Origin of the sequence: Acidicapsa dinghuensis (assembly GCF_025685685.1) — a bacterium.
In the GTDB taxonomy this organism is placed as follows: Bacteria; Acidobacteriota; Terriglobia; order Terriglobales; family Acidobacteriaceae; genus Acidicapsa; species Acidicapsa dinghuensis.
On sequence record NZ_JAGSYH010000003.1, the window covers coordinates 1 to 24104 of the forward strand.

The 24104-nt window shown below is 52.8% G+C and carries 20 protein-coding genes and 2 pseudogenes; 8 read left to right on the forward strand and 14 right to left on the reverse strand.

Annotation, left to right across the window (positions count from 1 at the left end; all coding sequences use genetic code 11):
- The 11 genes and pseudogenes from OHL22_RS25000 to OHL22_RS08495 all read right to left on the reverse strand — a co-directional run.
- A pseudogene (locus OHL22_RS25000) lies at positions 1-555 on the reverse strand (nucleotidyl transferase AbiEii/AbiGii toxin family protein); the annotation flags it as partial.
- Between the two features lie 478 nt (positions 556-1033).
- Positions 1034-1321, reverse strand: coding sequence for a type IV toxin-antitoxin system AbiEi family antitoxin domain-containing protein (locus OHL22_RS25005; RefSeq protein ID WP_377819331.1), 288 nt, complete (start codon positions 1319-1321; stop codon positions 1034-1036).
- Between the two features lie 736 nt (positions 1322-2057).
- Positions 2058-2690: pseudogene (ribB, locus tag OHL22_RS08455) on the reverse strand (3,4-dihydroxy-2-butanone-4-phosphate synthase); the annotation flags it as partial.
- A 280-nt stretch (positions 2691-2970) separates the two neighbouring features.
- On the reverse strand, positions 2971-3693 hold the full coding sequence (locus tag OHL22_RS08460) for a cupredoxin domain-containing protein (protein WP_263335497.1): 723 nt from the start codon (positions 3691-3693) through the stop codon (positions 2971-2973).
- The gene (locus tag OHL22_RS08465; RefSeq protein WP_263335499.1) at positions 3690-5201 is read right to left on the reverse strand and encodes a hypothetical protein; all 1512 of its coding nucleotides are present in this window, start codon (positions 5199-5201) and stop codon (positions 3690-3692) included. Before OHL22_RS08465 ends, OHL22_RS08460 begins: the two co-directional genes overlap by 4 nt.
- 46 nt (positions 5202-5247) lie before the next feature.
- Positions 5248-7122: a sensor histidine kinase gene (locus OHL22_RS08470; RefSeq protein ID WP_263335501.1), complete on the reverse strand. Its 1875-nt coding sequence runs from the start codon at positions 7120-7122 to the stop codon at positions 5248-5250.
- On the reverse strand, positions 7112-7849 hold the full coding sequence (locus tag OHL22_RS08475) for a response regulator transcription factor (RefSeq protein WP_263335503.1): 738 nt from the start codon (positions 7847-7849) through the stop codon (positions 7112-7114). Before OHL22_RS08475 ends, OHL22_RS08470 begins: the two co-directional genes overlap by 11 nt.
- Positions 7850-7912: 63 nt before the next feature.
- Complete coding sequence (locus OHL22_RS08480; RefSeq protein WP_263335505.1) at positions 7913-9211, reverse strand: O-antigen ligase family protein; 1299 nt, start codon at positions 9209-9211, stop codon at positions 7913-7915.
- A gap of 15 nt (positions 9212-9226) precedes the next feature.
- Positions 9227-9685, reverse strand: a complete 459-nt coding sequence (locus OHL22_RS08485) for a c-type cytochrome (RefSeq protein ID WP_263335508.1) — start codon at positions 9683-9685, stop codon at positions 9227-9229.
- Between the two features lie 13 nt (positions 9686-9698).
- Complete coding sequence (locus OHL22_RS08490) at positions 9699-10136, reverse strand: cupredoxin domain-containing protein (RefSeq protein ID WP_263335510.1); 438 nt, start codon at positions 10134-10136, stop codon at positions 9699-9701.
- Between the two features lie 110 nt (positions 10137-10246).
- A complete protein-coding gene (locus tag OHL22_RS08495; protein ID WP_263335512.1) occupies positions 10247-10540 on the reverse strand; it encodes a c-type cytochrome in 294 nt (97 codons plus the stop codon).
- A 278-nt stretch (positions 10541-10818) separates the two neighbouring features.
- Here OHL22_RS08495 and OHL22_RS08500 point away from each other — a divergent pair, with 278 nt between their 5' ends.
- Positions 10819-12549 carry an ATP-binding cassette domain-containing protein gene (locus OHL22_RS08500; protein ID WP_263335514.1) on the forward strand — a complete coding sequence of 577 codons (1731 nt, stop codon included), beginning with the start codon at positions 10819-10821 and terminating at the stop codon, positions 12547-12549.
- An 89-nt stretch (positions 12550-12638) separates the two neighbouring features.
- On the opposite strand, the gene OHL22_RS08505 is transcribed toward OHL22_RS08500, so the two are convergent.
- On the reverse strand, positions 12639-13700 hold the full coding sequence (locus OHL22_RS08505) for a hypothetical protein (protein WP_263335518.1): 1062 nt from the start codon (positions 13698-13700) through the stop codon (positions 12639-12641).
- A 116-nt stretch (positions 13701-13816) separates the two neighbouring features.
- Entirely contained in the window at positions 13817-14755 is a 939-nt protein-coding gene (locus OHL22_RS08510) for a phytanoyl-CoA dioxygenase family protein (RefSeq protein WP_263335520.1), read from the reverse strand.
- Positions 14756-15283: 528 nt separating this feature from the next.
- On the opposite strand from OHL22_RS08510, the gene OHL22_RS08515 reads away from it, so the two are divergent.
- The 6 genes from OHL22_RS08515 to OHL22_RS08540 all read left to right on the forward strand — a co-directional run bounded on the left by OHL22_RS08515 (position 15284) and on the right by OHL22_RS08540 (position 21859).
- A complete protein-coding gene (locus OHL22_RS08515; RefSeq protein WP_263336870.1) occupies positions 15284-16483 on the forward strand; it encodes a nucleotidyltransferase family protein in 1200 nt (399 codons plus the stop codon).
- Between the two features lie 8 nt (positions 16484-16491).
- Positions 16492-17292 (forward strand): class I SAM-dependent DNA methyltransferase, encoded by an 801-nt coding sequence (locus OHL22_RS08520; RefSeq protein WP_263335523.1) that lies wholly within the window; start codon positions 16492-16494, stop codon positions 17290-17292.
- Positions 17293-17323: 31 nt separating this feature from the next.
- Complete coding sequence (gene ribA, locus OHL22_RS08525; protein ID WP_263335525.1) at positions 17324-17986, forward strand: GTP cyclohydrolase II; 663 nt, start codon at positions 17324-17326, stop codon at positions 17984-17986.
- A 220-nt stretch (positions 17987-18206) separates the two neighbouring features.
- Positions 18207-19637, forward strand: coding sequence for a B12-binding domain-containing radical SAM protein (locus OHL22_RS08530; protein ID WP_263335528.1), 1431 nt, complete (start codon positions 18207-18209; stop codon positions 19635-19637).
- A 12-nt stretch (positions 19638-19649) separates the two neighbouring features.
- Positions 19650-20633, forward strand: coding sequence for a class I SAM-dependent methyltransferase (locus tag OHL22_RS08535; protein ID WP_263335530.1), 984 nt, complete (start codon positions 19650-19652; stop codon positions 20631-20633).
- The gene (locus OHL22_RS08540) at positions 20630-21859 is read left to right on the forward strand and encodes an amidohydrolase family protein (RefSeq protein WP_263335531.1); all 1230 of its coding nucleotides are present in this window, start codon (positions 20630-20632) and stop codon (positions 21857-21859) included. Before OHL22_RS08535 ends, OHL22_RS08540 begins: the two co-directional genes overlap by 4 nt.
- Positions 21860-21865: 6 nt before the next feature.
- On the opposite strand, the gene OHL22_RS08545 is transcribed toward OHL22_RS08540, so the two are convergent.
- Positions 21866-22609 carry a class I SAM-dependent methyltransferase gene (locus OHL22_RS08545; RefSeq protein WP_263335534.1) on the reverse strand — a complete coding sequence of 248 codons (744 nt, stop codon included), beginning with the start codon at positions 22607-22609 and terminating at the stop codon, positions 21866-21868.
- 182 nt (positions 22610-22791) lie between these two features.
- Here OHL22_RS08545 and OHL22_RS08550 point away from each other — a divergent pair, with 182 nt between their 5' ends.
- The gene (locus OHL22_RS08550) at positions 22792-24078 is read left to right on the forward strand and encodes a glycosyltransferase (RefSeq protein ID WP_263335536.1); all 1287 of its coding nucleotides are present in this window, start codon (positions 22792-22794) and stop codon (positions 24076-24078) included.
- Positions 24079-24104 lie beyond the last annotated feature (26 nt).

Genomic DNA, 24104 nt, shown 5'->3' on the forward strand with positions numbered 1-24104 from the left:
GGAAGAGCCGTTTTGCGGCGTCGAAAGGTACGTTGAATCGCGCTAACAAGCAGCTCACTCTCGAAGTGGAAAAGCTCCGACAAGGTCTTCAGATCGTGAAAGTCCTTCATACGCGTATTTGCCATTCCAAACTTGACCATAGCTTCAAATTTCTCGGCAATGACTGTCTCGCGCAGATAGGAAAGTAGCTGCGGTGCAGGGCTTTGCAGCAATGTTGGAAAGTCCGCTTCGATGGGACCCGGCGTTACGGCATCACCAAACCCTATCTATCTGCACTGGTAGACGAGCCGCCTCCATAAAACCGGTGAAAGTCACTCGGAGACCTTCATAGTCCTGCTCCTCTTTGATCTTCTCCACCTGGACGGTATTTCGGTCAAAACGAACGCCATCATCCTCGACCGTCATGTCGCAAATCTCATCGAAGATCTGCTGATATCGTTCGGAGCTGTTATCGCCCATCGACAGAAAGTCGGCGTCTCTTGTGGGACGGTATCGCTGTTCTGTCCATAGCTCGAATAGCAGCGCTCCCTTGAGTACAAAGGAGTCTTTGTACACCGACTTGCCGATTCTGTATAGGATTCACTCTAGCCCATATTTGGTGAGGAGAAGATTGAAGTCTTCCTTCCGTTCTCGGGCGCGATTGAGAAGTCGTTGTTTGATGGACGCCGCGACGTTGGTAGGTCCAGCCTGGCTCACGTTAGCGACTCCATATAGGGACGGATAACGTTGCTCACTCGGCAGACTTTTGCAGCCTTCCAAAGCTCATCCATTGTGGCCTTCTTTTCGCGATAGACAGCTCGAAGCGCCTGAATCGCGATCTCGGTTCCAATTTTGGACCGGAACTTGAAACAGTCGGCTACGGTCTTGGCTGGGCTGTAGATGCGAAGCTGCAGGCCGTCTACAGCATGGGTCTCAATACCAAAGTCAAAAGCTGGCCTCGAAACGTGAACGATGCGAACGAGTGGGAACTCGATTTTGGGAGTCCAAGTGCCCCGTTCGATTGCGAGCCAGATCTCCGACGGATTCTCCGTGGTTAGCTCGTTATAACGAAGCGCAGAGGAAAGACATAGAACACCAGGGGTACTCGTTTTGCAAGCTCCACGTAGGCTTCCTTATCGGAGATGGGAGAGTTCCTGTCCCGGTAAAGGCCGCGACCAATGCGTTCGAGCTTACCCGATTTCGCAAGGTTCCAGAGATGAGAGCGCGAACCCGCTAGAGAAGATAGATCCTTCGGGCGTACGATCTTCCGTTGTCGAACTTCTCCTGCGATGCGATCGGCCTTCGTCTCCATAAAATCAATAATTTGCCAAAACCTATACATTTGTTAATATGTGTAAATGTTTTGTTAACCAGCGGATGTGTAGAGATTTGCCAGCAAATCAACTTCTTCGGAGGCCTTCAACACGTACGTGCTGCAACAAGCAGCGTATGTTCATAGCCTCGATCAAATCGGAAGAGATGTAAGTTGCTCCCGCCACATGCACAGTTCATCGCCGTTCGAGGTTTTCAGCGAATGTAATGCTTTCAACATATGTTGAAAGCATTACATTCGCTGAAAATCGTGCAGAGACCCAGAGATCTGGAAAGCCATCACCCTGTGCCGGGAAAGGAAAATACAACCCCACAGTAGCCCCACAATAAGAATTACCTACCATTACTTTTCAAGGGTTTTGGCTGCCGACTATTCCCCACTTAACTTGTTGATAATAAATTATTTGTTTATCTCATAACCCAAAGGTCGTCGGTTCAAATCCGACCCCCGCAACCAAAAATCCTATAATTTACAAGATTCACCAAAATCAGTAAGTGAACTATAAGGGAACAGCGGCTAGATCTGATCCATTTTCGTTTTCCGGCATTTTCCCTCGCCATTTCTACGATCTGAGCGTTCGCCGGACGGATCACGCTGGGCATCGAATTCCGACCATTACTCGTCTTCATCGCGATGCTGGGGCTTAAGGAAATCGATAGCACTACTATGCCAATGTGTATGATTCTGGTCTTGCGGAGTGCCCCTGACTCAGGCTGGCTTCCGATAAAGTCAGGACCTCTGGCTCGATATACGATTCCTGCTGCAAACGATAACGAATTAACTCGGCGACAGTGATCATTTTTAGATTGTGTATGTCACAGAATGCAACAAGATCGGGAACTCTTGCCATAGTTCCGTCTTCGTTCATAATTTCGCAAATCACGCCAGCAGGAGTCATGCCTGCCATGCGTGTCAGGTCAACTGCCGCTTCTGTCTGACCGTTGCGCACCAGAACGCCGCCCTCCTGGGCACGCAGAGGAAATACATGTCCGGGACGCCCAAGATCGGAGGGGCGTGTAGCGGGATCGATTGCACACAAGATTGTTTGAGCGCGATCAAAGGCTGAGATGCCCGTAGTTACTCCACGGCCCAAGGCGTCAATGGACTCCGTAAATGCTGTCCTGAACTGCGCAGTATTCCGGGAGGTCATCTGGCGGAGATCAAGCTCATCAAGCCGCTTCTGCGTCATTGCAAGACAGATCAGTCCGCGCCCATAGCGAGCCATAAAGTTGATGGCCTCCGGTGTAATGGCTTCCGCAGCCATGGTCAGATCGCCTTCATTTTCCCGGTCTTCATCATCGACAACTACGATCATGCGTCCGGCGCGAATTTCTTCAAGAGCGGATGGAATGTCTGCAAACGGTGCGTTTCTTTTCATACGATTACTCCTCGATGCCCAGGACCCATGCTGAATGCTTCGGAAATAGTGCCAGGTAGAAAAGGATTGCCGCTCGCTGTTTTCTTGAAGGAAAACGGCTCGCAACAACCTTTCGTTACCCTACATCTTTTCCGAATCCGGTATAGACGGAAGAGGATGTCCTCGTGCTCCAATCGTCATCTGCCGTCAATCTAGGCTGCGACAGAGATGGAGTTGTCACTTCACTGTCATTGGATTGTCACAAAGCCAGAAATGTATTTCTTAAAGCTCACAGCTTTAACTATGGAAGATCTGAATACGGAGAGGTGGAATCCTGAGCATAAGGCTCACCGTACATGTTCGTATGAGAGCCTGCTCGCGCAGCGGCAATAGGCGCCCTTATAGTGCCCAGATCAACAACGCTTGATGTGAGCCGCACAGTGCGGCTCAATTTATCCAGAGAAGATTGCGGTACGCCTTCAATCCAGAAGTGCAGCTTGTATTCTCCGGGAGGAACATACCGTAATAACATCGTGTCTTCCGCATCTGCGATGGCGTAGAGTGGCGTGGCCAGTGAGATGATGACAGCGCTCATCTCCGGATGAATATTGCAGAAGATATAAGAGACACCGGCACGTGAGAAGGTAACCGACTTGCTCGATCCGGCCTCATAAAGCCCCAGATTGAATCGCTTGCCATCGAAGAGCGAGAAGACATTGTGAAAAAAAGGATCCTGGTTCGGAAAGGTAACGACACTGCCCACAGGAATCACCTGAAGATGCGGAAGGAAGGTGCGGTTCTTTTGCAGCAGTGTGTAATGCTCATGCGGAAGAAACGAGGCGCTTGTCGTTCCCGGCATTGGATCAAGCCAGATCACAGCCGGAACTGCGCGATGTTTGCCTTGCAGCGAAGAGGCAATGCGAAGATGCAGCTCTGCCGACGACACTTCCTGGGTGTGCAATGATCCGAGCACCAGCGTGGCGCTGGTGAACATCCAGATCCCGAAGATGACCAATCGTTTCAAAACTTGTACCCTGCGCCCACGCCGATGATATTGCTTGTCGAGGACGAGCCTGTGACAAGCGTGCTCTGAAAATGCCGGTATTCCAGCGAGAACAAAAGATACGCACTGGGGCTGTAAATTACATTTCCAGTGTAGGTGCGGGTTCTGTCCAGGTTTTGGTACAGAGTATTGCCTGAGATGTTGTAACGCCGCAGCTCATTGGCAAACACGTCATCGATTCCAAAAGCAGCGTTCAGCTCCAGCCTCTCCGCAAGTTTTTCTTTAAGCTGCGCCCAGCCTCCAACGTCGTCCAGCGGGCGAAAGTAGTATCCGGTCGAGTCATCGTTTGGCTTCAAGGCGAAGTCCTTGTATGCGCCTCCTCCCAATCCGCCGAGTGCCAGGCCCCGGTAGAAGCTGCCCGTAAATTGAAGCCTGGCCGGCAGAAGCAATCCCGCGTCGAGCGTGGCTGCCCATGAGTCGAATCCGTGATTGACCAAAGTTGAGGAATGCGACGCAAAATATCCACCTATGCCGAAGTGGTTATGGGGCTGGTCATTGCTTGCATGGTCTCCCAGCAAAGCAATGTGCGTTTCTACGCCGGGCCACCGGCTCTGCTCCGCACTGCTTGGCGGTGATGTAGTTGTTCCTACTTGTTCCGTCGTAAGCGGCGCATCCCCTACATCGACCAGAACAGCCTGTAGCCGGATCGTCCGTCCGTGCAAGGCTTCTACGTCCTGATTAATGCCAACCTGCGGATTCCACGTCCACAGGTTCCCCGACCATGCGAGTGCCGGGATGGCAACCGCTGTGAGAGAGGTGGGTGTATCGGGAGTAAAGATTGGGTGATCGAGGGAGAAGTAGGCTTCCGTATGATTCCACCGGAGCCCGGCGTGAGCGGTGCGAAGCCGGAGGATTGCCGAGTTGGAGTTGTAATAGCCGGTGTAAGGGCCTGTGCTGGAGGAGCTGCCGTTAAAGTCCACACGCAAGTCGGCATAGCTGCTTGCTCCAAACAGATGCGGGCCGCGTGCATCCAGTCCCAGTATGCTCTGGCGAATAGATGCACCTGTGCTGCCAGAGCCGGGGATCGCCACAGTCGGCGTTGCTGGCATATCAACCGCTCCGGTATTGACAAAACTATTCAGCAGCAGCAACCCGGTGATCTTTACCGGATAGCGTGACGCGCTTTCCACCTTGACCTGCTCCTGCGTGGCAATTTGGGTTTCATCCATCGCCTGACGCTCCCGTATTTCTTCTACCGCGGCACTGAGGTCGTGCGCATCGCTAGAAGACGAAGCAGGATCAGCGGACTCACTCACCGCATCGGTCTTACTTTGTGCCATCTGGTGCTGCAGTTCGATCAATTGTCTGCGCATCTCTGCCAGCGCCTGCTGTGACTGTTCTAGTTGGGCTTGTGTGCGCGCCAGGGCTTCGGTCAACTTCTGCACCTTCTGCTCCAGAGGTTCGGGAGCTTCACTCTGCGCATACACAGAGGGGATTGCTGAGCAAGCAGCAAAAATCAGGAGAGGCAACGCTCTCCATCGGCCACGGAAATCCAGACCGAAAGGCTGAGTCTGTTTAAATCCGTATATTCCCATCGGATATCACCTGATCGTGAATGCCGGCCTCTGGCAGAAGTGCTGTATCTTGCAGAGAAAGCACGCGCGCGACGGTTAATTGAAAGATCGTTTCTCCGGGACGGCTGCTCAGCAAAACGACATCTCCTCCATGCTCCACGGCAATGCAGTTGGCGAGAGTCAGTCCAAGTCCGGTTCCCTTCTGCTTGCCTTCGCTCACAAAAGGTTCAAAGAGGCTCATGCGGATATTTTCCGGCACGCCTGGACCATTATCCGTCACACACACAAGGATGCGCTGTTCTTCGGTCTTCATTGCCACGTGGACGCTGGCCTGAGCGCTGAGGATAGCAGCCTGGCATGCATTCAACAGCAAGTTAAATACTGCCCGCTCGATCTGCTTGCAGTCGACAACAGCCATTGTTTCTGCCGGATTACCGTAACTGGCTGTCAGCATCACGCCTTCTGCGTCCGGATGAGATCGAATCAGGTTCACCACCTGCTCAACCAGGGTGGCCATCAATTTCGGCTGCCTTTGTATATTGGCGCCGGTGCGGCTAAAGATCAGCAGGGACTCGATCATGTCTGCCGTGCCGTTTACCGCTGCGCGGATGTCAGCGAATATCTCGGCGCGTTCTTTGTTGGACAATCGATCGGAAGCGAGGAATTCGGCATTGGCAAATATAGCGGCAAGATAATGCCGCAGGTCATGGGAGACAGAGCTAGCCATGCGTCCAATCGTCGCCAACCGCTCTGATTCGAGTATGGTCTGGTTTGCTGTCTGGATTTCACTGCGCATTGACGCAAACGCAATGCTCAGTTGCCGCACCTCCTGCGTGCCGTGGCGCGGCACTTGGTGTTTTACATCTCCAAGGCCAAATGCACGCACACTGCGCGAGAGCTCTTCGAGAGGGCGCGTAACCAGCCGCGAAATCGCAGCCATCAGAGCCATTCCGGAGAGAAGCGCGAGAATGCCGATCACAAGCACCATGCGGTCGATACGGTTGATCCACTGCTCCGCAGGCTCAAGAGATTTCAGAACTACCAGTTGCAAAGGATCTGTGGCCGTAGCGGAGAGGTCTTTGGTAGTGGCCAGGAACCGTGAGTCTCCAAGCTTTACAGCTACGGGCGCCTGCGGCATTACAGAGAGCGAGCCAGACTGCTGCACAAGACCTACCTGGAGTTTTGTGGCAAGCGTGCTTGCTAGAATCTGGTGTCCGCTGAGGAAGGTGGCTTCGACCCCTGTGGGCTGGCTGATTTGCGGCACCGTGCGTTCAATCGAAATGCCGCTCAGCACATATCCCAGCAGCGTTCCATCCCGATCGCTGCCGAAATAGAGCGGACGTAGCGCGCAGGCATACAGCGATTCACCATCGATCAGATATTGCATGCGGGGCGAAGCAAGCAGGCGTTTCATGCCTTCGCGGAGGGTGTTATCGGCTGGTGCGCCTTTGACGTAGGCCGCAACAACCCTCCCGCTTGGGTCGGCAAGCATGAATAAATCAGTGCCGCTCAACTGCCAGAACTCGGCCGCCCCATCCTGGATCGTAAGGTCATCCCCGCTTGTCATCAGAGCCTTCAGCGTGGGCAACTCTGCAATCAGAGCATTCTCGCGCGCAAGTGCTCCAAGTCTCTCTGCCTGCAGATTTTGAAAGGCTATTACCGATTGATCCAGATCCCGCGACAAGTTGCTGGATACTTGCTCGCGCAAATGGTGGCGGATCAGCAGCAGACTGACGCCAGTTACAAAAGCGATTACCAGCGCCATGCTGATGACCAGGAGCGCGTAGGTGCTGAATCCTTGCTTCTCTCCGGCGCGCGTTTGTATCTGCGCGATTTCGTCCTCGGAGCGCGGGCCGCGCTTGGTATCAGGGGACAAATTTGTATCCTGCACCATAAATGGTCAGCAGATATATTGGATTCGCAGGGTCCGGTTCCAGCTTTTGACGAAGTTTCAGGACCTGGTTATCCACCGTCCGCGTCGTTGGATAAAGATTGTATCCCCATACCTCGTTCAGCAGGATGTCGCGTGTCAGTACCCGCTCGACATTTTCCGTAAAGAACTTCAATAGCTTGAACTCATGAGATGTAAGCACGACAGGTTTTCCGCTGCGCTTGAGGGTCATCTTTCTGAAATCGACTTCACAGTCGCCAAAACGATAGACGACGTCCGACGTGGGCTTGCGTTGCCTGCGAATGGCTGCCTGTACCCTCGCCATAAGCTCCCTGGGGCTGAATGGCTTGGTGACATAATCATCCGCGCCCAGTTCCAGCAGCAGCACCTTGTCCGCGACTTCGGTGATGGCGCTCAGAACGATGATAGGAATATCGCTCGCAATGCCCTTGAAAGTCTGACAAAGCTCCCGCCCAGAGATATTCGGAAGAATTAAATCAAGAACCACTGCGAGAGGTTGTTCACTCCGGAACAGATCCAATCCAGTGCGCCCGTCACCGGCAACGACTGCCGTGTAGCGTTCTTCTGCGAAGATTCTGCGCAACACCTTCTGCATCCGAGGATCGTCTTCGACAATAAGGATCGTGCCCAGGCTTGTTTCCACAGGAAGATCGGGTTGGGTGTCTGCTGTCATCTCCGTGCCATGGACCATGATTTTAGTTCCCTTCTATCTTTCTATTTTGGCTGATTCATCGTTGTCTTCGGGAGATATAAGCTAGAAATTACAATCGGATGACAATTCAGGCGATATATTTTGCGGCGCCATAACTGCCGATTGAGTGCCACGCTCAGTTGTAATCGCACCGATCAGGACTACGCTCCACAGTGGAAGAAGAAGATCGAATGCTTCCGCTTCGTCAAGACCTCGGATCACAATAAAAAGCAGGAAACAGAGCAGGAGCGGTTTCGTCGGTTCCTGTACCAGTCTGCGTAGCTGACGGTACAGGCTTCCATATATACCGGCTAGCACGACTATTCCTGCTGCACCATACGCATAAAGTTGCTGCAATACCTCATTCTCTGCATGCCGCGCCTCAAATTGCTCGTTTCCAAAAGGTGGCACTACCTTCCACCAAGCATCGAATCCATGCCCAATCCATGGAGTCCAGGCGTGATCGAAAACCGCACCAAGTGCATATAGCCAGATTGCGATGCGGCCGGTCAGCGTCGTCGCCTGATTGCCAGCCGTTGTGTAGACATCATAATAAGCTTCAAACAGTCCCCAGAACACCAGTGTGAGCACTAGAGCCAGGGAAATCAATGCTGCCTTGGTCTTCCGGCTCATTGATCGATCGCAAAACAGAAGAACGCCCTCGCTGATGAAAAATGCAATGATCGTTGTTTTGCTCAGGCTGCGAACCAGCGTAATCGTTAGGAATAGCGCGGGAATTCGCCATTTTCCATCGTTGCGGCGCGCGAGATATTGGGCGAAGAAGATCGCGAATGCGCAGACGTTTCCGATTTCATTGGCATTGAAATAAAGCTCGTCTCCAAGCCGTAGGTCGTCCCTCAACGGCATGATCCATGCAATGAGAGCCAGGAAACATGTGCTCCAGATAAAACCCTTTAGCAAGGACTGCGATTCTGCAAACGCGGATTCGCGGCACAGGAGCAGGGAAACGATGCCGACATCTGCGGCCAAGCCAATCCAGTAAGCTAACGAATTGACTATGGAAGCAGTATCGCTCCACAACAGACTACAAAGCGACAGAAACAGGAAAGCCAGCACCCACCGAAACGTGGACGCCTGCGCCAGCCGCTGAAAGACTGCACGCGATGAAAAGTCAGTATCAAAGCAGACAACGCCGAAGAGCAACAGGTCAATGCCGATGGCCATGGCGGTTCCTGTGCTGGGTTCCAGCCCAATAAGCCAGATGCCGAGTAGCGGGAGCGCAAGCCGGAAGGAAAAAAAGAAACCTGCCGCAAAGGCGAGCCCCTGCAGGGAGACTGGTTTTGCGGCTGTTTCTTCGATGAAGATGCTTGAGCTCACATCCTTCTCTTCCGCCGAAGCCATCAGGCTCCAGCATTCTCAATGGGTATACATGTCTGGAATCCCCTGACTTCCTGCCGGGGGTAAATGACGAAGATATGTGACGATCGACCATAACTCGTCATTACTCAGTGTGCCCTTGGATCCGGGCATGCCCGAAGGCTGTATCCCGTAATCGAGAATCCACTTCAGTTGACCGTCTGTATAACTTTGCACTTCAGGCGAAGCCAACGAAGGAATGGGTGGCGAGATGTGATCGGCGAAGGGAACACCGGTATTCTGCCCATCCATCCCATGACAGGCAACGCAGTAGTGGGAAAAGGCTTCTTTCCCATCAGCAAGTGTATTCGCATCATTTGGCAGAGGGTTCTTTTCGTCTTTGTTGCGGATGAGCAGGTGATGCTTGGCGAATGTAACCGTCTTGGTCTCGAATGTTCCTGGCTGGGTAGCCTTGCACCCAACCAGGCCCACTGCTACGAGCCCGCATAAGATGCTCATAGATAGCCGCATCTTATGCCACCACATGAATCTTGATAATCATTTCGCCATGGCCGGACCCGCAGAAGACCGAGCAATGGCCAATGAAATCTCCCTCCTTATCCGGTGTGAACTCAACTTGTGCTGGATTGCCTGCTTTTGCCTTCACATTGACGTTCCACTCGCGGATGCGAAGTCCATGCGTCACGTCTCCACTTTTGAGCACCAGAATAACTGGCTGTCCCCTTTTTACAGTGATTTCGCCGGGAGTATAGGCAAATCGCTTCGCCGTTATTTCAATTCGCTGCGGCGAAGCCTGGGCCAATAGCCTGGTGCCGGATACCGCTCCCATCCACAGTCCAAAGCCACACACCAGCAGTATGCATTTCTTCTTCATGAAGTTCTCCTCAATATTTGAATGCGCCATACAGGCATGCCAATGGACAAAGCTTGGACCGGCAGGGATCTGCATTGGCTGACCTCAGCCCACCGTATCCGGATCAGGGAAAAGTCTTGTCACTATGCCGTTGTTTAAAGGTCAGTTCCTTGTCATCGATAAGGATCAATGTCGTTGGAGGGCGATTATGGGTTGAGAAACCGCAACAGCGCCGTGTAGTCATCTTTGCTGAGGTTGGCCCGTACGCGCATGTGCATGGCAATCGTGCCGGATATGCTGGGACCAAATCCTTCCGGCGCGTTATGGCAACGGGAGCAATTCTGTTTAAAAACCTGTTGCCCTCTGTCAGGATTCACTGCATGTACCGGCGGCGAAGGCTTGCTTGGCGGGCTCTGCTGTTTCGTCTTTGTTTGCCCCGTGGCAGTGGTTGCTGCTGCAAGCACCAGGAGTACTGACAGCAGCGGTGCGGCGAACTTCATGGTCTATGTCCTTTCAGCACTGGTGTGCGTGGAGTGCGCCGCGAGGCCAAGATCGGCACGAATAGACAGCATGAGGTCCATTTGCAGGGACGCAATTGCTCCACAACCAAAAGGTATGCGTGGGCCTCTGCTTGCATGTCACGGAGGCGTCTGAAGCATGTCATTAGATTGTCTTTGCGCCCAGACTGCAGATCTTCTGCTTAGCCCGAGACAATTGGTTGACAATTGAAAGACCCATATCTGACAACTCCGTCACAATGCGCCAGTAGGCTCGGAATGTGACCAACCACTCATCCATACCCCTACCTCGCAAGGCCGATGAAGCGGAAAATACTTCTGCAGGCAGGTCAAGCCTTCGTATCGCATTCGCGTTGCTGAATACACGGCAGCGGCTCGCATTGGCCTTGCTGATCGTTGCGCGGATTGTTGTTGGGCTATGTGATCTCGCTGTAGCCGCAGCGATGTATCTGTTATTTCTATTGCTGCAGGGCCGTCCCATACCGCATTCACTCTGGTGGCTGCCCGGAACGACCCTTTCCGCTGCAACGGTTACATCGATTCTTGTCGCTCTTCGCGTCGGAATGGATATCTCTTCAGGCCGTGCGGTCGTCCAGTGGATATTCGGGCTTTATACGAACCTTCTTCTTCGACTCACTCGTGGGTATAGTGAGATGCAGTGGAGCCGTTTTGTAGCATGCAACCGCGGCATACTATCGAATCATGTTCTTCATACCGCCCGTGACGCGGCGGAGTTTTATCAGCGGCTCATCGACCTCACTGCCGCAGCAGTCATTGTCACGACGATGACTGCAGCGCTCGTCTATCAGAGTCCGCTTGCAGCCTGTGCGTTCGCAGTTGCACTCGCTGCGTTCTTTATAGCTCACAGGTTTTTCATTCGCAGCAGAGTTCAGCAGGCAGCATCCAGCCGAGAGACCTCTCTTCGCATGCTGCAGAGAAGTCTTGCGGATATGTTTTCGTCGGGTAAAGAAGTTCGCACCTATCGGAATGCCACCTTCTTTTATGAGCGCATCCGGAAACAAGCAGAAAGCATGGCCGGCAGCAGCATTCGCGCTGTGTTTCTCCCTCAGGTTGGCGGCAGCCTAGCCGATCAGGGCGCGGTGTTGCTCTTTCTCTGCATTATTATTGCGGTTCAGCTACGTCATGGCGATGCAAGGCAGGTGCTTTCGCTGCTGGCATTCTATTTTGTGCTTTCGCGTCGTCTCATACCTCTCATCAGCCAGATATCTCTTATCTCCGGCCAGCTGGAAAGCTCTATGGAAAGTGTTAGGTTAGTCAGCGACGAGGTGGGCGAATGTGAAAAATACCGCGAGCTTCCTACAACAGTGCGACTACCTGCGTCTGGTTTTGTTCTGCAGCTTCACAAAGTAAGCTTTGCGTTTTCTCATGGATCGTCCATTCTGCGGGATATAAGCTTCGAGCAGCTTGAAGGAGAAATGATTGTCTTATGCGGGCCATCGGGCATGGGCAAAAGCTCCCTGCTGAACCTGATCGCCGGTGTCTCTGAGCCCGTTATGGGTGAGCTTTGCGTGAATCGTGCCAGGATTTCCTATGTCCCGCAGGAGGTACCGTTACTCGACGACACGATCCGGAACAACCTGCTGTTTGGAATAGAGAATCGCAGCGACGGAGAGCTGATGCATGCACTCAGCGCCGCAAATCTCGATGAGTTCGTAATGGCGCAACCTTTGGGGTTGGAAACAGGAGTAGGCGATAATGGGGCGCTGTTTTCAGGCGGTCAACGACAGAGGCTTGGACTCGCACGTGCGTTTCTGCGTGGCAGTGATCTGCTCCTTCTGGATGAGGCGACCTCGGCTCTGGATATGGAGAGCGAGAGACAGGTTCTCGAAAACTTGAAAACCTCGGGAAGGGCTGTTCTGTTGGTCACACATCGCATTCCGCTTCGTGCATTCGCGCAACGCGTCTTTCTGTTATTGGACGGAACTCTGGTCGAAGAGACGGAAGAATCGACGGCAGCCTGCAAAAACTAAGTCGGCATACACGCCAGGCAGCGCCTGCATACGCTGCCTGTCATAAGCATATATAGAAGAGAAATTTATATCCCAGGGGCCTATCGCTGCTATCTAGCTTTCCAGGCCGGAAACAGGAAACGATAAACGATACCGGTTTCCCAAATATTTTCATCACCTGTAGAGGCAAACTGACGCGAATAGCTCGTGATGATCCTCGTACTGTGTAGCAGATTGTAATCGAGCCCGAAATCTGCGCGTTGCGTGTTGACCAAGGGCAGCCCATCGCTGGCGATCGTATCGCGGCGGAAGCTCTGCTGTATGCGAAAGAGCGGCTCAAAGCGGCCAATCCAGCTATTCAGGCCGCCAAAAGCCTGCGTACGATAATCGGCCTCTATCCAGTAGCCTTGCGCATGAAAGCCTCGTGCAAATTCTGAGCGAAGACGAAATGCAGTATTCGCCGGCTCCCACCATGCATGCGCGCCATAGAAATGTTCCCGCACTCCCTGCAACTGCTTGTCATAGGAAAGACCAACCTCTAAGCGTTTTTCCGGCAGATACAGGCTGGCGCGTGCACCAGCAGATCGCTGCGTGTCGAATTGTTCATTTCCGCTACGAGCGGAAAACCATGCCTTGTAATCAATGGAATATTTCGGCTTGGAAACGGCGGATCCGGCCAACATACCCCCAAGGCCGGTTCCGGTTGACAGTGTTCCAAGGCTGGAGATCAGTGGGCCATCCTGAAAATTGCTGATCCAGATAGGAGACAGGCGGTCGTTGTAGGTATTGAAGGGAAGCAGAAAGCTGCCGCCGGTAACAGTCACATGAGGCGAGAGAAAGTAGCTCCCTTGCAGATAGGTAAGCGCAATAAAACCAGTGCCGCTGTATCCGGACTGGCCATCTCCCTTTGGTGAATAACTCTCATCGAGGTAGGCTCGTGACTCTATCAGAAAATGCTTGCCGACAGGGGCGGCTAACAGCGGTTCGATCACAAATTGGTAGTTCGTGTTACCGCCGGTGGTGTTGGTGAAAAATCCACCGCCGCCTGATAGCAGCGGAGTGTCCTGTGCGCGGCTCTGCCAGGAGGTGCAAAGCAGGAACAGTGCGAAGGTCATAAGCCCAATGATTCGGGGCTTGCCGAGGAAGCGAATCTGCGATATCGAAGGCTGCATAGCAGTCACGATAGCGGGCAGTGTATATGGGCGTGTCTCCAGATCTTCTGCTTATTGTCAGTTGATTGTCATCCTGAGGCGGACCGGTCTTGAACGATATTGCGATTCTGCGCCTGTCAAGCGAGCTGGCACAACATTCGCGCATAACGCGCTCTTTTTTCCGGTGGTTCAGCTGTTTGCGAAAGCTGCTCTATCTCAGCCTCAGAAGGTTGAAGCGTGAGAGGCAATCTCTTCCAGTAATACTTCAGCTTGTCGGATCTCCATCCGGCGTATGTCTTTTCCCATGATTTTCCGGATTCACCGGAGAACACCAGATTCGCGGGATTAAGCGAGCGACGATAATCCTGAAATCTGCAGTCCAATGAAATGCGCATTCGATCAGAAAGATTTGGAGAAGCCGCATGCACAGTCAGGCTGTGGAAAAGAAGCACATCGCCAGCGTTGATTTGGCCGCTCACCCAGTCGTCTTCTTGCAGCGTATCGGACAATATCTCTGGCACATGCAGATTTTCATCGGCATGCTCTACATATCCGGCGCGATGCGAGCTTTCCAGAACTCGGAGCGGACCTGCATGGACAGGGCAATCGTGAAGTGGAATCCAAGCAGTGAAGCATTCGGTGTCTCCGCCCATGAAACGGTAATCCTGATGAGCGTGTACGGTAAGCCGCTCACAGTTTGGAAAGATCAGCCGTCCAATCGGCTTGGGGTGTACCAGAACACGCTCTCCCACAATCATCTTCATAGCTGACTGCAGCGCTGGATAATGCGGCAGCGCATGGAATGATTCGAGATCAAAAACAGTTTGATACGTGCTCTTGAACTCTGGATCAGGATCGCCGCATGCTGCATCCGGATTGGCGAAACGTTCCAGTGGATCATGCCCGGGCAGCAGCCAGCCTGCTGCGGAAAGAACCTCCGTGATCGCGTTGAGTGTGTGGGAAACATCTTCTAGCGACAGCAGGTTGCGAATCAGCGCATAGCCTTTCGTGTGGATCTCGTTTTGTAGAACTGAACCGCACAGATCACGCGCTTGTATTTCATGAAATTGTCGCATGGTTTCTCCTCTTTTGAATCAGTTCTGCTCTTCCTCGCTCGCAAACCTGCAAGGAGCAGGATCCCGCGGCGTTTTAAAATGCCGTGCAGCGCTGCAATCAAAATAGTGATCTGCTGTGGTTCGCGTGTCTCCGCATCGTCGTCTCTTTGTCAAAGAATTGTCATGAAGCAGCAAGCAGCGGAAACAAAGAGTTTCGTATAACTCTCGATTCAGGCGGTCGCGCAGCGGTAGAGCGCGATAAGAGAGTGACAATCGTCTTACATCCGCATGACAAATCTACGTGTTCCGCCGGATAGTCTGCTGTTGATTGTTCTCCAGGCGACTGAGTCGCTTGGGAGTACCCGAGGTGAAACTAGATTGTCACAGCGCTCTGTCTCTGAACATCCTGGTATCCATGAGTGGAGCGGTGCAGGTAAAAAGGCAATATCCTCACCGCATGGTGCTTCCGAGCTCACCCTGCTCCATGGCGTAATGCCAAGGAATACTCCTTTGCAAAACCGTGAACAGTACATACGCGAAGCCATCTTGATGAGCTTCTGCGACCCATATCCGCAGCGCTGTTCCATACTAGGGAATCTCTCTCGAAGAGAATGGGAAAGATCGCTTCGCTGGCTCGATATCAGCGGATTGGCGCTCTATTTTCTACATCGCATGATTGAGCTGCGCCTCTCTAATGATCTGCCTGAGTTTGTCTTGGCGCGCTTACGCAAGAACCTGGAAGATAACGCAGAGCGGACACAAAGCATGATTGCCGAATCGATAGCGATCCAGCGCGAGTTTCAATGTTCCAGCATCTCTTACGCTGTTCTGAAAGGGCTGTCTCTATGGCCGAGCTCCGTACCGGCACCGGAGCTCCGATCGCAATTCGACCTCGATTTTCTTATCGCAGAGAGAGATGCCTCCAGGGCAAGAAGCATACTTGAGCAGAGCGGTTACCGGCTTTACCACGCAAGCCGCAGAAGCTTGGAATTCAAGCGTAATGAGAAGCCTGGGCTGTCTCTTAAAGATTTATATAAGGCGCAACCATCGCATGCGGTAGAGCTGCATATTGAGCCGGACCGTGCGGGACATCCCACCCCGCTCGACAGAATCGAGATGCGTACACTCTATGGATGCGAGATGCCGGTGCTCTCTTCGATAGATTTGTTGCTGGGGCAAGGACTGCATGCATACAAGCATGTGTGCAGCGAGTTTTCTCGCGCCTCTCATCTGCTGGAGTTTCGGCGCCACGTTCTGGCACACTTTCATGACTCCGATTTCTGGGCCAAGCTCCAGACAACCGCCGAAAACAATACTAGAGCGTCGCTCGGACTTGGCGTGGTCACACTGCTGATCACGCATGTGATGGGTGATTTCGGTCCGCGAGCGTTGACAAAGTGGACTGTGCATTCACTCCCGGAATCCGCTCACCTATGGATAAACAGGTACGGCAAGCGCGCTGTTTTGGGAAACTTTCCCGGCACCAAGCTATACCTGCTTCTGCAAAAGGAGCTTGAGGTTGCCGGAGTTCCAGCAAAGCGTCCACTACGGAAGGTATTGCTGCCTCACCGTCTGCCACCTCCCGTCATCCAGGGATTCCCCAAGGAGACAACCGCCGTGCGGCTTGCGCGCTATCGTATGCAACTCGTATTCATTCTGTCTCGTCTTCGCTTTCATCTTATGGAAGGACTTCGTTTTGCATGGGAGTCTCGCAGTTGGCGTCGGCAAAAGGGTCGTCTGGCATTATGATGACCTCCTTGCGTCCTTCTGCAGAGGCATTCGATTCAATTGCTCCGGTCTTCGATGATCGCTTCGGGCAATGGCTCAGTGTTGCAGCACAGCGGCGAATGGTGCGCACAGCGCTGCTACAGGAGTTTCCCGCAGGCGGACGAATTATTGAATTAGGCGGAGGCACGGGAGAAGATGCGCTTTTTCTCGCACAACAAGGATTCAGGCCTTTCCTAACCGATCCTTCACCCACAATGATTTCGCTCGCTAGCGCCAAGCTGGCTCCATTCCATGCTCAGGCAGAAGTAGTCGCCGCAGAGGAATATGACGACTTTGCGTCGCGCCATGTTGCAGCAAACGGCACACTGTTCGATGGGGCATTCTCGAATTTTGCGCCACTCAACTGTGTCGCCAATCTGCAGCCGGTTGCAAGCGGACTTGCAAAATTGCTGAAACCAGGAGCCCCCGCCATGCTTGTTGTATTTGGAACCTTCTGTCCAGGCGAGTGGATAACGGAAGTTCTGCGAGGACGCCCCGGGCATGCATTGCGTCGCTGCCGCAGAGATGCAACACCTGCGCGTATTGCCGGGCATAATTTTCATGTTGTCTACCATCGGCGTACTGATCTGATGCAAGCGTTTGCGCCATGGTTCGTTTTGGAAAAACGCCTTGGCATTGGCGTTGCTTTGCCGCCCAGTGCGGCAGAGCCATGGATATCAGGCCATCCGCGCCTTCTGCGGCTAATGGAAACGATTGATCGCGCCGTTTCTCGAAGGATGGCGATCTTTGGTGACCACATTCTCTACCAGTTTCGCCGCACCAGCGTGTAAGTGGTACGGCATACAAAGGCAGGATATACAGATGCCTCTCAGAAAAATTGCTGACATAAAGTTTCCAACCTGCCACGCTAATTTTCGCCTTCTGGCATTTGAGCGTGACCGTATTGGCGCGCAGTTTGCGGAGGCGCACACGGAGACGGCATTAGCCTTGATACTGGGTGATATTCACAGTGTTCCTCCCATTGTTCGCATTCATTCTCAGTGCATCACGGGAGATGTTTTTCATTCTCTGCGTTGCGATTGTCATGATCAACTTCATCTGGCACTCAACAGGATTGTGGAAGAAGGTGTGGGCGTCCTAATTTATGAGCAGCAGGAGGGCCGGGGAATCGGCCTGTTAGAAAAGCTGAGAGCTTATGAGCTTCAGGAACAGGGATTCGATACCGTTGATGCAAATCTGCATCTCGGCCACGAAGTTGACTTGCGTGATTACGCGCTGCCCACGGAGATTCTCCGATTTCTCACTGTACGTTCCGTTCGGCTGCTAACCAACAATCCAGATAAAATGAACGCACTCCATGCCGCGGATATTGCAATTGTGGAGCGGATAAGCGCGGATGTTCCGCAAAATTCGCACTCGGCGAGCTATCTTTCCGCCAAGCGTGAGCGTCTGGGCCACCTGTCCGGTCAAGAGCCATTCCAGCTTCAGCACGTAGCAGACACTGTCTTTGCCGCAGCCAAATGACATTGAGTTGACAATTCCGCGACAAGCGCAAACGCGCAGAAAACTAACCTGAGCGATGAGTGCGATACGTGCAAGCAGAGATCCTTTCGCATGCGCATGCAGAAATGGGCTATGCCTGGAGTTGCCTGCGCGCAGCCGGATGTTTAGAGGTGAAATTGTGGCACAGGTATTGGTAACACATTCGTATCATCTCCCTTTTGACTCGAAGCAGCTTCGCAAAATGCAGCCGTACGCTCCACTCGGCACTCTCTATGCGGCTACCGCCTTGCGTGAGAGCGGCATATCCGTAGAAGTGTTTGATTCCATGCTGGAAGACCCCTCCGCAAAACTGCCGGTTCTGTTATCGCAGCATCGGCCGGATATCGTAGTTGTCTATGAAGACGACTTCAACTTTCTTTCAAAGATGTGCCTCACACGCATGCGCGAAGTAGCGCGGGAGATTGCCTCCGCAGCGCGCGCTATCGGTGCCATTGCCATTGTGCACGGGTCTGATTCCACAGATAATCCTGAGTTGTTCCTGGACAGCGGATTTAACTATGTCTTATGTGGTGAAGCCGAAGAATCGCTTGTGAGACTGTGCTCCGCAATTCTATGCGGTGAGGAACCACCTCGAATCGATGGTCTCGTGAAGCGCGACGATGCAGGAAGAATCGTTCGCAGCACGGTGCCACTCGCAAGAAATCCAGACTGGTCCTCCCTCCTGCTTCCGGCGCGCGATCTGATTGATCTGGAGTCGTATCGTGAGGCATGGAAGACGGCACACGGATATTTTTCAGCCAACATGGTGTCGAGCCGCGGATGCCCTTATCACTGCAACTGGTGCGCGAAACCGATCTCTGGCAACAAGTTTCATCTACGGGCCGCCGCTGCCGTCGCGGAGGAGATGCGAATTCTCAAAACAGTTATGCACGTTGATCATATATGGTTCGGCGACGATGTCTTTGCATTGAATCACCACTGGATACATGAGTTCGCGGAAGAGTTAACAAAAAGGGATGCAGTCGTTCCATTCAAAATTCAGTCACGAGCCGACCTGATGACGGAGCAGACTGTGCAGAATCTCAAAACTGCCGGATGTGCCGAGGTATGGATGGGAGTCGAGTCGGGATCGCAAACGGTACTTGCCGCTATGGACAAAGGTCTGAGCCTTAGTTCTGTGGTAGCTGCCCGCAGCCTTCTCGGACAGGCAGGTATTCGTGCCTGCTTCTTCCTGCAGTTCGGTTATCCAGGCGAGACCTGGAACGAGTTGCGGCAGACCATCGATTTTGTACGGCAGACGCGTCCCGACGACATCGGCATCTCATTTTCATATCCGCTCCCGGGAACGGTATTTTACGAACGTGTTCGTCAGGAACTAGGTTCCAAGCGCAACTGGGTTGACAGCGACGATCTCTGCGTCATCTTTGAGGCTGCTTATACTACAGATTTCTATCGCGCTGTTCGTGATGCATTGCATGCGGAAGTGGATTCCTGGAGCGATCCAGAAGATGAGACCGCAGAGGAGCGGATAAACGCTCTGTGGAAACGAGTCGCCGTACTGGAGCCCAAAAGCCGGAATACCGAAGCCTTCGTACAGGTTTCTTCTGCTCCTTCTCGTGTCTCTTCCGCGTTTGTATCTCTTGAATCTCTTGTGCCGGCAGAAAGAATCTGAATGGTGCGTTCAATGAAAATGGAAAGTTCAGCAAACACGCCACATCCGGATACGAATACTGTGGTTGAAAATGAATGGCCGCGGGATGTACGCCTGCAGTGTCCGCAATGTGGCGTAGGCATCGAAGCGGGTAACAGCTGCGCTTGTGGATCTCTGCTTCGTGTTTGCAACGGCATCCTCGATGCGCTGCTGCCGGCGCGAAGGGCACATTATGCGCGTTTTATGGAGGATTACGAAAGAATACGAATGGTGGAAGGGCGCGGCAGTATAAGCGAAGACTTTTATCTCGCGCTTCCCTATAAAGATATCTCTGGCAGAAACGAGCATCAATGGCGAATTCGCTCGCAAAGTTTCGACTGCCTCATGCGCCGAGTGTTGAAGCCAAACCTTCCGGAGGCTGGAGCGCGCATACTCGATCTTGGCGCAGGTAATGGTTGGATGAGTTATCGTCTTGCGGCGGCGGGCTATCATCCCGTCGCCGTAGATCTTCTGGTGAATGATTTCGACGGGCTCGGAGCGATCAAACATTATCACTCTCGTCTGCGGGGCCTCTTTCCGCGCATCCGCGCAGAACTCGTACATCTCCCATTGCGGCAGAATCAGTTTGACGCGGCGGTCTTCAATGCCTCCTTTCATTATGCGGAAGACTATACCGCATGTCTGCGCGAAGCTTTTCGGTGTGTGCGAGAGGGTGGCCTCGTTATCATCAGTGACACGCCGTGGTATTCCAGTGAGCAGAGCGGGCAGCAGATGCTTGCAGAACGTCGCAGTTCTTTTCTTGCGCAATTCGGTTTCGCCTCGGATTCAATAGCAAGCCTTGAATATTTGACACACGAGCGTCTCTGCACGCTCGAAGAGCAGTTATCAATTCGGTGGACTGTCTATACGCCGAACTTCGATCTGCGCTGGCGCATGCGTCCCCTTATAGCCCGGCTACGACACAGGCGTGATCCTTCAAGGTTCCGCATTTATGCTGCGCGGAAGCCTGCAGCATGACGGAGAGCATACAACAATATTCGTTCACGCTTTATGGAGCACGCTACGTAAAAGGACCATGGGAAAGCATTGCTGCGACAATTCAGATCAGAGCAGGGAGCATCGCTGATATTTCCCAGACCCTCTGCCATGGGCCTATCTCGCGAAACGATATCGATCTTGACGGGTTCTTGCTCATGCCCGGCCTCATCAATGCGCATGATCATCTAGCATTCGCACTCTTTCCTAAACTTGGAAATCCCCCTTATCGCAATTACATCGAGTGGGGAGAGGATATTCACCGGCAATTTTCCGAATGCATAGCGAAGCATAAAAGCATTCCGAAAGATGTACGTGTCTTGTGGGGCGGTATACGAAACCTGCTTTGCGGCGTCACCACGGTTAGCCATCATGACGCGTTCTCACCGGTGATGCTAACGAAGGGGTTTCCGGTAAAAGTAGTGCAGACGAATGGCTGGGCGCATTCGCCCGCGCTCGGCGGAAACCTGCATGCTGCACGCAAAGCTACGCGACCTGGAGGCACATTTGTCCTTCACGCCTGCGAAGGGATTGACGATCTTGCGTATGAAGAACTTTGGAAGCTTGACCGAGTCGGCTTACTCGATGCTGAAACCGTTCTCGTGCACGGTTTGGCCATTGATGCCATCGGGGTTGAGCTCATGCGTCAACGCGCAACATCTCTCATTGTTTGCCCCTCCTCAAACAATTTTCTCTTTGAACGTTTGCCTGATATATCGCTCCTTGCAAAAATAGAAAAGATTGCCCTTGGAAGCGATTCTCCACTAACCGCGGAGGGAGACCTATTGGATGAGCTTCATTTCATAATGCGTTACTGCGGTGTCGCCCCGCATGCTGCATATCGCATGGTTACGGAGACTTCATCTGAGATCCTCCGTCTGGAAAGTGGTACGGGACGTATAAAAATAGACGGCCCGGGCGATCTGGTTGCTATACGAGATACGGGCCAGGATATAGCGGCCAGGCTGCCTCAACTCTCACACCGAGATATCGAGCTGGTCATCATAAACGGCAGTGTGCAGCTTGCCTCAGAGGCACTCATAGACAGACTTCCCCATTCTCTAAAACAGTGTATGGAACCGTTGTGGGTGGACGGATCGACTCGCTGGCTGCGGGCACCTGTCGGCATGCTATTGGAGCAAGCGGAAAAGGTTCTCGGCATAGGTCAGGTGAAGTTGGGCGGTAAATCCATTCACATTCCGGTGTAGAAAGAATCAGCGATCTGGCTTGCGAAACAAAAATGCAGCCACAAGCTTTAGACCGATATGATTTCTATAAGCCTTCATGCCGATACCGCGGGCATAGAAATCACGAATCGACGGCCCGACTACCCCGTCCCGCTGTGCAACCAGAGACAGGCACGCAGCGCTGGCAAGCACGGCGTGATCACGGTGGACGTAATGCACAATTTCGTGCGCAGTTCCTACTGCATCGGTAAACGTGCGCTGGTGCCCGGCAGCCACCGCATCGGAATGAAAGTCAGTTACAAAGACATGCCCTCCCGGTGCGCAGACACGTGCCAATTCCCGATAGGCAGATTGTGCATCCGGCAAATGTCCCAGGACCAGACGACACCACACCATATCAAAGGTGTCCGCCATAAAGGGCATGGCTCTTACATCTCCCCTCACTGTATTGCGGCAGCCGCCAGCGGCCAGCATCTCCGGACTTGCATCCAGGCCGACAGCATCGGGAATATGAGCGATGCGTCTTCCAACCCCGCAGCCTGCATCCAGCAACTTTGTCTGTGACAGGTTGCCTAGCATAGTTCGCGCCAATTCTTCATCCAGAAAGCTGGTTGCTGTTTCATCTGAATAGCAGGAGGCCCAGAGGCGATAGCCTTCGTACGCATCGACTCTGTCTGCGATCGCACGCTGCGGTTTGCCATGCAGCCACAGGATGCGGGAAAGCTTGCGCTTCATTCGATCGTAAAAGCTAGCGGCGCGGAAGTCCTTCATTGCTTTGCATGGAGCATATCGTTCTCTCCGCTCTCCATATGTCATCGGATTGTCAGAACATTGTTCGTGCCGTCTCGAATGACATTTTGCAAACAACTTTCTCTGCGATGCATGGAAACATAAATGACGTGCAGCATGATGCTTAGTCAATTCCATTGTGCTTGCAGTCTGGAAAATAAAGTATGGCTCATTTCGGAGTACTGTCCTACAAAGGAGCCGGTCATCTGAACCCGCTTATTGCCCTGTCGCGGCAATTAATGGTGCGCGGGCACGGAGTTACATTTTTTTTGAATGCCGAGATGGAGAACTACATAGACGCTCGCGGGTTGGGATTTGTTCCCATTGGCGCGTCCAATAGCGACCATGTAAAACATGAAAAACCTTCCGGAGGTATCGCAGTTCTTCGCTACCGGATGCGCCGTACCATCAGCGAAATGGAAATGTTCTTGTATGAAACACCATCTGCGCTGCAACGCGTCAAGGTGGATGCACTCATTATCGATGAGTTGGCATTGGCCGGACCTACTGTGGCACAAATCGTGAATCTTCCGTATTTCATCCTCTCCACATCCGTCCCACATAACTTTGGCTGGTCTGCTCCACGCCACATGATGCCCTCAAGGTCTTTGCTGGATCGCATTCAGTGCGCGCTGCTTGAGGTTTCGGTGCTCGATATGAGAGGCCCGGTGCTTCATAGTCTGGATCGGTTTCGGTATAAAGCTGGTCTCGGTTCCATTCGAGAGATTCGCAATACCTTTTCTGAACTGGCACACATCACGCAATTACCACGATGTATGGATTTTTCGCGTTCGCACCTGCCAGCCAATTTCTGCTACGCCGGACCTTTCATCGATGAATCCGCAAGGCCGGCAATCTCCTTTCCGTGGGAGCGACTTGATGGACGGCCTCTGGTCTATGCATCGATGGGAACCACACGGAGATGCGAAGCAACAGTCTTTCACCGTATAGCAGAGGCTTGCGAAGGTCTCGATATACAACTGGTTATATCGCTCGGAGGCCGTCGTGATCCTGGCATCTTTCAAACACTTCCTGGAGATCCACTCGTTGTAAGCGAAGCTCCACAACTCGATCTCTTGAAAAAAGCCGCGGCAGTAATTACGCACGCTGGCCCCAATACTGTATTCGAGACGCTCATGTACGGTAAGCCTATGGTGGCTATCCCCACGGCATTTGATCAGCCAGCAATTGCAGCACGACTTGCATGGCGAAAGGCAACGATCGTATTACCGCCTGGAAAACTCTCAGCCAAACGCCTGCACACTGCGCTGAGAAAAATCCTGGAGGACCCAAGCTACAGAAAAGTAGCCGAAGAAATACAAGCGGAGTTACATTCGCATCGCGGCTTGGAACGCGCAGCGGAGAGGATCGAAACAGCCTTCAAGCAATACACAGAAAGTAGAGCATTGTCGAACATTCATTCTGCCGAACCTCGGGTCGAAAAAGAATAAATCGGTCGTGCGAACAGTCCTAACGG

What these genes read in the sequence shown, in the direction of transcription:
- ribA (WP_263335525.1), top strand. Translation starts at nt 17,324, where the DNA reads ATGCCTCTCAGAAAAATTGCTGACATAAAGTTTCCAACCTGCCACGCT.
- OHL22_RS08505 (WP_263335518.1), bottom strand. Translation starts at nt 13,700, where the DNA reads ATGCAGCCTTCGATATCGCAGATTCGCTTCCTCGGCAAGCCCCGAATC.
- OHL22_RS08495 (WP_263335512.1), bottom strand. Translation starts at nt 10,540, where the DNA reads ATGAAGTTCGCCGCACCGCTGCTGTCAGTACTCCTGGTGCTTGCAGCA.
- OHL22_RS08490 (WP_263335510.1), bottom strand. Translation starts at nt 10,136, where the DNA reads ATGCAGATCCCTGCCGGTCCAAGCTTTGTCCATTGGCATGCCTGTATG.
- OHL22_RS25005 (WP_377819331.1), bottom strand. Translation starts at nt 1,321, where the DNA reads ATGTATAGGTTTTGGCAAATTATTGATTTTATGGAGACGAAGGCCGAT.
- OHL22_RS08515 (WP_263336870.1), top strand. Translation starts at nt 15,284, where the DNA reads ATGAGCTTCTGCGACCCATATCCGCAGCGCTGTTCCATACTAGGGAAT.
- OHL22_RS08480 (WP_263335505.1), bottom strand. Translation starts at nt 9,211, where the DNA reads ATGGCTTCGGCGGAAGAGAAGGATGTGAGCTCAAGCATCTTCATCGAA.
- OHL22_RS08530 (WP_263335528.1), top strand. Translation starts at nt 18,207, where the DNA reads ATGCAGCCGTACGCTCCACTCGGCACTCTCTATGCGGCTACCGCCTTG.
- OHL22_RS08540 (WP_263335531.1), top strand. Translation starts at nt 20,630, where the DNA reads ATGACGGAGAGCATACAACAATATTCGTTCACGCTTTATGGAGCACGC.
- OHL22_RS08475 (WP_263335503.1), bottom strand. Translation starts at nt 7,849, where the DNA reads ATGGTCCATGGCACGGAGATGACAGCAGACACCCAACCCGATCTTCCT.
- OHL22_RS08485 (WP_263335508.1), bottom strand. Translation starts at nt 9,685, where the DNA reads ATGAGCATCTTATGCGGGCTCGTAGCAGTGGGCCTGGTTGGGTGCAAG.
- OHL22_RS08510 (WP_263335520.1), bottom strand. Translation starts at nt 14,755, where the DNA reads ATGCGACAATTTCATGAAATACAAGCGCGTGATCTGTGCGGTTCAGTT.
- OHL22_RS08535 (WP_263335530.1), top strand. Translation starts at nt 19,650, where the DNA reads ATGAAAATGGAAAGTTCAGCAAACACGCCACATCCGGATACGAATACT.
- OHL22_RS08545 (WP_263335534.1), bottom strand. Translation starts at nt 22,609, where the DNA reads ATGAAGGACTTCCGCGCCGCTAGCTTTTACGATCGAATGAAGCGCAAG.
- OHL22_RS08550 (WP_263335536.1), top strand. Translation starts at nt 22,792, where the DNA reads ATGGCTCATTTCGGAGTACTGTCCTACAAAGGAGCCGGTCATCTGAAC.